Source organism: Actinoplanes oryzae (assembly GCF_030757795.1).
Lineage (GTDB): Bacteria > Actinomycetota > Actinomycetes > Mycobacteriales > Micromonosporaceae > Actinoplanes.
Genome location: NZ_JAUQWH010000277.1, coordinates 1 through 6,657 on the forward strand (window position 1 = coordinate 1; position 6,657 = coordinate 6,657).

The following is a 6,657-nucleotide window of genomic DNA, read 5'->3' on the forward strand; positions in this document are numbered from 1 at the left end:
CGCCGAGGCGAGGTCCAGGTTTCGCGTCGCAAGGGGGGCGGGCGGTCCGATACCGGGGTTGTATCGGGCCGTTCGCACCGCGCAGCGAGGCGGAAGCTGGGCCCGCCGCAGGCCGCCGATGATCGGCAGGACAGACCCTAAGGACGCACCAGGGAGCGGGCCAGCCGCAGTGCGACCCGGCGGCGCTCCGTGTCGGTCCCGCCGAGCCGGTCGCCCCGGATCGCCGCCATCATCAGCGTGTCGATCGCGAGCCGCCCGCGCATGCGGGACTCGACGTCGTCCCCGGGCGCGACCCGGACGGCCAGCTCCTCGAAGGCGCGCCGCAATCCCACGGCGGCCGGCATCCCTTGCAGCGCGTGCTCGTTGACGCGGCTGCACGTCAGCAGGTCCCCGAAGTCGCCGGCGAGCAGCTCGGCCAGCCGGTCCAGCGGCTCCGGGTCGCCGGCGGCCGCCGTCACCAGGGGCAGCAGGTCGGCGTACGCCCCGGTGAGCACGTCCTCCTTGCTCCGGAAGTGGTGGTAGACCGCGGGCCGGGTGATGCCCAGCCGGTCGGCCACCTGCGCCAGCGTCGTGTGCTCGTACCCCTGGGTGATGAACAGCTGCATCGCGGTGGCGCGGATGCGCTCCCGGGTGTCGGTCCGCCTCATGCCGCATAGCTTACTTACGCGTAAGTAAGCTATGGTGCCGGGCATGGAGCAGAGAGTTCTGGTCACCGGCGGCAGCCGGGGCATCGGCGCGGCGACGGTCCGGCGCTTCGCCGAGCGGGGTGCGGTCGTCATCGCGGCGGCGCGGCAGGCCCCCGCCGAGGCGTTGCCCGCGACCTTCATCGAGGCGGACCTGTCCACCGCCGAGGGCGCCGAGCGCCTGGGCCGGGAGGTCATCGAGCGCTTCGGCGGCGTGGACGTGCTCGTCGACAACGCGGGCGCCGGCTCGGCGCCCCAGCCGGCGCTGGGCCGCGACGACGCGTCCTGGCTGGCCGACTTCCACACCAACCTGATGAGCGCCGTACGCCTCGACCGGGTCCTCGTGCCCGGCATGGTCGAGCGCGGCCACGGCGTGGTGGTGCACGTCTCCTCGATCGCCAGCCGCACGGCCCAGCCCGTCCAGGTCGCCTACGCGGCGGCCAAGGCGGCCCTCAACGTCTACAGCCGCGCGCTTGCCGTCGAGCTCGGCCCCACGGGCGTACGCGTGGTGACCGTCCTGCCCGGCTTCGTCGCCACCCCCGGAGCCGTCGCTCAGCACCAGCGCCTGGCCGACCAGCGCGGCCTGCCGCTCGTGGAGTTCCAGCGCGAGCTGGCGAACACCCTGAACGTCCCGATGCGGCGCCCCGGCGAGCCCGGCGACGCGGCCGAGCTGATCGCGTTCCTCGCCTCCCCGGCCGCCAAGTGGCTGACCGGCGCCCAGTTCCGCGTCGACGGCGGCATCCTCGCCGAGGTCTGACCCCCGGCGGGGATGCCGCCGAGTGCTACGCCGGTTCGACGGGCAGCCAGAGCTCGCAGGTGGCGGTGCTGAAATCGTCCGCCCGGTCGAGCACCGCGACGATCTCCGGTCCCGGGCGCAGCCGCCACGGGTTGGCCGGGAACCACTCACTGGCCGTGGCGGCCCAGGTCTGCTGCAGCGTCTGCGGATGCGGCCCCGAGGTCCGGAAGACCGCCCACCTGCCCGCCGGCACCTCGATGACGTCGAGGTCGCCGGGGGCCGGCGTCGCCGCGGAGACGGCGACCCCGTGCAGATGGGTCAGCTCGCTGCCCTCGGCGCGGTCGGGGTCGAGGTCGTCGCTGACCGCGAGCAGCCCGGCCGGTTCGGTGTCGCCGAGCGCCTTCAGACGACGGTGCTCCTCCTGCGGCAGCGCGGCGATGTGCCGCTGGATGTGCGGGTTGACCCCCTGGTGGATCAGCGGTACGCGGGCGGCGTGCCCCACGAGGCGGAACGCGGGGTGGTCGACGATGCGGGTGTCCATGCGGTCGCTCCCTTCGACGGTCAGGCGGAACCTGAGGTGTGGTTGGGTCCGGAGGGGGCCTCCGTCGCGGCGCACCTCGCCCGGGCCGGCGCCGTGCACCGCCCGGAACGCCCGGCCGAACGCCTCGGCCGAGCCGTAACCGTGCCGGACGGCGATGCTCAGCAGGTCCTGCTCGCCGCGGACGACGTCGGCGGCCGCGACGGTCATGCGGCGCCGGCGCACGTACTCCGACAGCGGCATGCCGGCCAGCGACGAGAACATCCGCCGCAGGTGGTGCTCGGTGGTGCCGAGCTCCCGGGCCGCCGCCTGGACGTCGAAGTCCCCCGTCAGGTGCTCCTCGACGAGGTCGACCAGCCGGTTGAGTGCCGTGATCATGAGGTCTCCTTCCGAGATCCACCCTCGCCGGCCGCGCCCGGCGCCCGCCCGATCACCGCGGACCGATGTGATCAGGGGAGGTCGGAGATCAGGGTCGCGTACCAGGCGATCGCCGTGTGGAAGCCCGCGACGCTGACGTGCTCGTCGGCCCCGTGGATGGCCTCGCGTTGCTGCCGGGTCATCTCGAAGGGCGTGAAGCGGTAGACGCGCGGGCAGATCGCGGTGAAGTGGCGGGCGTCGGTGGCGGCCATCGTCACGTACGGGCTGGTGACGGCGGCCGGGAAGTGCGCGGTGACCGTACGCTCCAGCAGCTCGAACGCCTCGTCGAGCGGGGCGGACGGCGACGGCTCGGCCTGTTCGAGGACCCGGACGTGGACCCGGTCGTCCGCGATGACCTTGCGCACGTGGGCGACGACACCCGCCACGGTGTCACCCACGAGGACCCGGATGTTGACGCCGGCGGTGGCGGTCGAGGCGACGACGTTGAGGGACGGCGAGGCCCGCAGGGTCGTGACGGCGATGGTGCTGCGGACCATGGCCGCCGCCTCGGGGCCGGCCGCCGGGAGCAGGCGGGCCAGCAGGGGCCGGCTGCGCACACCGGCCGCGAGGGCGTACCGGATCGGGCCCCTGGCGTGCCGGGCCGCCCGCCGCAGCAGCTCGACCGTGGCGTCCGGGACCGCGGCGGGCATCGGGGCCCGGTCGAGCCGGGTGATCGCGCGGGCCAGCCGGGCCGTCGGACCGTGGCGCGCCGGGGTCGCCGCGTGGCCGCCCCGGCCGTCGACCCGCAGCTCCAGCGAGGTCATGCCCTTCTCGGTGACGCCGATGACGGCCATCGGCACCCCGACGCCCGGGAAGGCGTCGTGCGCGACCGCCCCGCCCTCGTCGAGGACGAACCACGGGCGTACGCCGCGCCGGGTCAGCTCCCGCACGGCCAGCCCGGCCGACTCCCCCGCGACCTCCTCGTCGCACCCGAACGACAGCCACACGTCCCGCGCCGGCGTCACCCCGCGGGCGAGCAGGTCCTCGACGGCCTGGCAGAGGGCGGCCAGGCTGCCCTTGCAGTCGAGCGTCCCGCGTCCCCAGACGACGCCGTCCACCACGTCGCCCCCGAACGGCGGATGCGTCCAGTCGCCCTCCGCGGGCACGACGTCGAGGTGCGCCATGAGCACCACGGGCCCCTCGGCCGACGCGCCGGCCCACCGGAACAGCAGCCCGTGGCTCCCGACCCGGGTCAGCTCCAGCCGCTCGTGCAGCAGCGGATAGCGCCGCCGCAGCGCGCCGAGCAACTCGTCCAGCAACGCGTCGTCGCCGGCCACGGCCGGAATCCGCAGCAGCTCCCGGAAGGCGTCGACCGCGGTCACGACAGCGCCGCGTCGAGCCAGGCCCGCTGCGCACCGGTCAGCAGCGGCTCCACCCGCTCGTAGTCCGCCCGGTCCTTCTCCCGGCCGAGCGCGGCCTTGAAGAACAGGTTCACCTCGGGGCTGAGGTAGGGGATCCCGTCGCGGTCGAAACAGATCAGTTCCCCGTACGGCCGCCGCAGTCGCGCGTCCCGTCGCGCGACCCACACGCCGCCGTCGGACGGCTCGCGCAGCACGTCGAAGCGCCACACCCCGGCCGCCGGGTCGAGCGCCCATGTCTGGTAGTGCCGGGCGAGCGCCGCCGGGGTGACCGGCTCCACCTGGCCGTCGCCGGCGACGTGGAACTCGAGGTCGGGGAAGCGGGCGGCGACCGCCGGGAACGACGCGGCGGGGACGGCCAGGTCGAGGTCGTCGTGCGGCCGGGTCCGCTCGCCGAGGAAGAGGTCGATCGCCCAGCCGCCCGCCACGCACCAGGGCACGCCCACGCCGGCGAGCCGGGCCGCGACCAGCGGCGGCTCCCAGGCGTCCCAGGCGTCGAGATCCGGGGTCACCGGGCCAGCGTAGTCACCGCCGGGAACGTGACGCCGGTGAGCTGCTCGGAGACGGCCCAGCTGCGGGCGGCGTCGTCGGTGCTGCGCAGGCGGGAGTAGAGCTTCTGCTCGGCCGGGGCGCCACCGAGGTGGCCGGGGCCGGCCGGGCCGAAGAAGAGCCCGCCGGGCGAGGTGGCCGCGAGCAGGGCCGGGCCGGCGGCGGTCTCCGGGGTGCCGAGCAGAATGTTGTGCCGGCTCAGGAAGCGGATCAGCCGCACCTGAGGGGTGTCCTTGGCCCGGCCGACCTCGGGGCGCGCGGCCAGCAGGCTGGTCGGCGCGACGCCGGGGTGGCAGATGTTGCTGGTGATGCCCCAGGCGCCGGCGTTGCTGCGCCGGTCGAGCTCCAGCCCGAAGAGGCCGAAGGCGATCTTCGACTGGCTGTAGGCGCGCCCGCCGTTGTAGGACTTCTCCCAGTTGAGGTCGTCCCAGTTGATGGCGCCGGAGTTGGCGGCGACGCTGATCTGGGAGGTGACGTGGCCCCGCCCGGCGCGCAGCAGGGGCAGCAGGTGGGCGACGAGGGCGAAGTGCCCGAGGTGGTTGCTGCCGAACTGCAGCTCGAAGCCGTCGGCGGTGGTCTGCCGGTCGGGCGGGGTCATCACGCCGGCGTTGTTGACGAGCAGGTGGATCGGGCGGCCCTCGGCGCGCAGCGTCTCGCCGAGCGCGGCGACCGACTCGAGCGACGACAGGTCGAGATCGCGCAGCGACAGGGCGGCTCCGGGCTGCTGCTGCCGGATCGAGGCGATCGCCGCCTCACCCTTGCGCCGGTTGCGGACGGGCATGATGACCTCGGCCCCCGCCGCCGCGAGCCGCCGGGCGATGTGCACGCCCATGCCGTCGCTGGCACCGGTGACGACGGCGAGCTTTCCGGAAAAGTTTGTCATGTCCTCAGGCTGCCCGGGTGCCGCGGCGGTATCCACGGCCTGACGATCCGTGGCTACGCCGTCCCCGGCGCTGATAGAACGAACGGGTGATCGATCGCCCCGGGCTCGCCCTCTTCCTGCGCCGCCGCCGCGAGGCCCTGCAACCCGAGGACGTCGGGCTGCCGCGCGGGCAGCGCCGCCGCACGTCCGGGCTGCGCCGCGAGGAGGTCGCCGCGCTGTGCCACATCTCCGCCGACTACTACAGCCGGCTCGAGCGCGAGCGCGGTCCGCACCCGTCCGAGCAGATGATCGCCTCGATCGCGCAGGGCCTGCACCTCTCCCTGGACGAGCGGGACCACCTGTTCCGGCTGGCCGGGCACCACCCGCCGCTGCGGGGCGTGTCGGGCGACCACATCAGCCCGGGCCTGCTGCGCATCTTCGACCGGCTCGGGGACAGCCCGGCCGAGATCGTCACCGAGCTGGGCGAGACGCTGCGCCAGACCCCGATGTGCGCCGCGCTCAACGGCGACGCCACCCGCTACACCGGGCCCGCGCGGAGCCTGGGCTACCGCTGGTTCACCGACCCTTCGGTTCGCGCGCGCTACCCGGCCGAGGACCACGACCACCACTCCCGCGCGTTCACCGCCGGCCTGCGCGACGTGCTCGTGCGCCGCGGCCCGGCCTCGAAGGCCGCCCAGCTGGTCCGGTTGCTCGACGGCAACGAGGAGTTCCGCTCCTACTGGGACGCGGGCGAGATCGGCGTGCGCTTCGACGAGGGCAAGCGCGTCCTGCACCCCGAGCTGGGCCTGCTCGACCTCGCCTGCCAGGCCCTGCTCGATCCGAACCAGTCCCACCTGCTCGTCGTCTTCACCGCCACGCCCGGCACGGAGAGCCACGAGAAGCTGCAGCTGCTGTCCGCCTTCTCACCGGACCGGTAATTCGATGCGGACGGTCGTGCCCTCGCCCTCGGTGGACTCGACGGCGATGCGGCCGTGGTGGTTGTCCACGATGGTGCGCACGATGGCGAGCCCCAGGCCCGTACCCGGGATGGCCTGATGGATCGCGTTGCTGGCGCGGAAGAAGCGGGCGAAGAGCTGCTCCTGCTCGGTGGGCGGGATGCCCATGCCGGTGTCCGCGACGGCCAGGTGCACCTCGTCGCCCTCGCGCCGGGCGGAGACCGTGACCGTGCCGCCGGCGGGGGTGAACTTCACCGCGTTGGAGAGCAGATTCATGAGTACGCGATCCAGCTGCTCGGTGTCGGCGGTCAGCTCGAGCGACGCGTCGACCTCCCGGCACAGGGTCACGCCGGCCTTGGCCGCGGCGGGGGCGACGGCGGCGAGCGCCTGATCGGTGAGCGTGACGAGATCGACGGGGCTGCGGGACGTACGGAAGGAGCCTGATTCGATCTTGGAAAGCGTGAGCATGTCCTCGATGAGCTCGCGCAGCCGGCGGGTGTTGCGGGCGATGACGTCCAGCATCTTGCGCTGCGGCGGGTCGAGCTCGCCCGCCTCGGC

The 6,657-nt window shown here is 74.2% G+C and carries 8 protein-coding genes; 2 read left to right on the forward strand and 6 right to left on the reverse strand.

Going from position 1 to position 6,657, the window contains the following annotated elements:
* Nucleotides 1–137: 137 nt before the first annotated feature.
* On the reverse strand, nt 138–647 hold the full coding sequence (locus tag RBH18_RS42340) for a TetR/AcrR family transcriptional regulator (RefSeq protein WP_306216164.1): 510 nt from the start codon (nt 645–647) through the stop codon (nt 138–140).
* Between the two features lie 43 nt (nt 648–690).
* On the opposite strand from RBH18_RS42340, the gene RBH18_RS42345 reads away from it, so the two are divergent.
* Nucleotides 691–1,440, forward strand: a complete 750-nt coding sequence (locus RBH18_RS42345) for an oxidoreductase (RefSeq protein WP_306216165.1) — start codon at nt 691–693, stop codon at nt 1,438–1,440.
* Nucleotides 1,441–1,465: 25 nt separating this feature from the next.
* Here RBH18_RS42345 and RBH18_RS42350 read toward each other — a convergent pair whose 3' ends face one another.
* From RBH18_RS42350 to RBH18_RS42365, 4 genes are all read right to left on the reverse strand, one after another.
* Nucleotides 1,466–2,335: an AraC family transcriptional regulator gene (locus tag RBH18_RS42350; RefSeq protein WP_306216166.1), complete on the reverse strand. Its 870-nt coding sequence runs from the start codon at nt 2,333–2,335 to the stop codon at nt 1,466–1,468.
* Between the two features lie 71 nt (nt 2,336–2,406).
* Nucleotides 2,407–3,696, reverse strand: coding sequence for a M20/M25/M40 family metallo-hydrolase (locus RBH18_RS42355; protein ID WP_306216167.1), 1,290 nt, complete (start codon nt 3,694–3,696; stop codon nt 2,407–2,409).
* Entirely contained in the window at nt 3,693–4,244 is a 552-nt protein-coding gene (locus tag RBH18_RS42360; protein WP_306216168.1) for a nucleotidyltransferase domain-containing protein, read from the reverse strand. Before RBH18_RS42360 ends, RBH18_RS42355 begins: the two co-directional genes overlap by 4 nt.
* Nucleotides 4,241–5,164 carry an SDR family oxidoreductase gene (locus RBH18_RS42365; protein WP_306216170.1) on the reverse strand — a complete coding sequence of 308 codons (924 nt, stop codon included), beginning with the start codon at nt 5,162–5,164 and terminating at the stop codon, nt 4,241–4,243. The genes RBH18_RS42360 and RBH18_RS42365 overlap by 4 nt, the downstream gene beginning before the upstream one ends.
* A gap of 86 nt (nt 5,165–5,250) precedes the next feature.
* Here RBH18_RS42365 and RBH18_RS42370 point away from each other — a divergent pair, with 86 nt between their 5' ends.
* On the forward strand, nt 5,251–6,081 hold the full coding sequence (locus RBH18_RS42370; protein ID WP_306216171.1) for a helix-turn-helix transcriptional regulator: 831 nt from the start codon (nt 5,251–5,253) through the stop codon (nt 6,079–6,081).
* On the opposite strand, the gene RBH18_RS42375 is transcribed toward RBH18_RS42370, so the two are convergent.
* Nucleotides 6,067–6,657: sensor histidine kinase (locus RBH18_RS42375; RefSeq protein ID WP_306216172.1), on the reverse strand; the 591-nt coding region annotated here is incomplete at its 5' end. The genes RBH18_RS42370 and RBH18_RS42375 overlap by 15 nt on opposite strands.

Coding starts and splice junctions, on each gene's coding strand:
- RBH18_RS42345 (WP_306216165.1), top strand. CDS start 691: ATGGAGCAGAGAGTTCTGGTCACCGGCGGCAGCCGGGGCATCGGCGCG.
- RBH18_RS42340 (WP_306216164.1), bottom strand. CDS start 647: ATGAGGCGGACCGACACCCGGGAGCGCATCCGCGCCACCGCGATGCAG.
- RBH18_RS42365 (WP_306216170.1), bottom strand. CDS start 5,164: ATGACAAACTTTTCCGGAAAGCTCGCCGTCGTCACCGGTGCCAGCGAC.
- RBH18_RS42350 (WP_306216166.1), bottom strand. CDS start 2,335: ATGATCACGGCACTCAACCGGCTGGTCGACCTCGTCGAGGAGCACCTG.